Consider the following 982-nt stretch of genomic DNA (forward strand, 5'->3'; position numbering starts at 1 on the left):
CCGGCGGGGCCGGCGGAAAAGGCGGCAGCACCATCACCGGGAATCAGACCGCCGGCGACGGCGGCAAGGGGGGAACCGGCGGGGCCGGCGGCACCGGCGGTAACGGCGGCTCGGGCACAAATACTGACGGCGGCGACGGCGGCAACGGCGGCAACGGTGGCGACCCGGGGAAGGGCGGGCTTGCCGGGACGGGCCTCGGCGGAAATGCCGGCGCTACAGGTATCGGGGGAGCTGGCGGGACCGGCGGCACCGGCGGGACCGGCGGCAACGGTCAAGATGCGAACATCGGCAGCTTCAACCCCGCAACCTCGGGGTTCGCTGGTGGCGATGGCGGAGCCGGCGGCGCCGGCGGGGCCAATGGCGGCCGCGGCGGCAACGGCGGGGCCGCCGGGACCGGCGGCAACGGCGGCGCTGGAAACGATTTGAACACCGAGGGCGCCGCCGGCGGGGCGGGCGGCAACGGCGGCGTCGGCGGCGTCGGTGGCCTTGGCGGCCCCAACGGTGGCGGGGCCGGCGGCACCGGTGGTGCTGGCGGCCTTGGCGGCCACGGCGGCGTTGGCGGGACGGGCGCCCTCAGCGGCGGCACCGGTGGTGGCGGTGGGATCGGCGGTTCGGGTGGCACCGGCGGCCAGGGCGGCCGTGCCACGTTGCCAGCTACTACGAGCGGTGACGGCGGCGACGGCGGCAACGGCGGCAAAGGCGGCAACGGCGGTAACGGCGGCGACGCCCCCCTATTTGGTCAGATCGGGGCCGGTGGGGCAGGCGGAACCGGCGGCGGGGCCGGCGGCGGCGGGAAAGCAGGAGACGCGGACGCCGGTCAAACTGCGGGCAGCCCCGGGGACGCCGGCTCGAAGGGCAGCGAGGGCAGCCCAGGCAACCCTGGGCAGGGCAACCCGTAGTGGTCCGCCGGAGAAGAGCGCTTTTCGGCACGTACGCGCACGGCACGGTCGCTACCCCGGGCTTCGACGAAGTGCCTTCTAGC

General features: G+C 76.3%; 1 protein-coding gene. It reads left to right on the forward strand.

Annotated elements, in window-relative coordinates:
• Positions 1–899, forward strand: an 899-nt coding sequence (locus tag F0Q45_RS29785) for a hypothetical protein (RefSeq protein ID WP_373425102.1), incomplete at its 5' end; no start/stop codon positions are given.
• Between the last annotated feature and the right edge of the window lie 83 nt (positions 900–982).

The sequence above is a fragment of the Mycobacterium simiae genome (genome assembly GCF_008370645.1).
Classification (GTDB): domain Bacteria; phylum Actinomycetota; class Actinomycetes; order Mycobacteriales; family Mycobacteriaceae; genus Mycobacterium; species Mycobacterium simiae_A.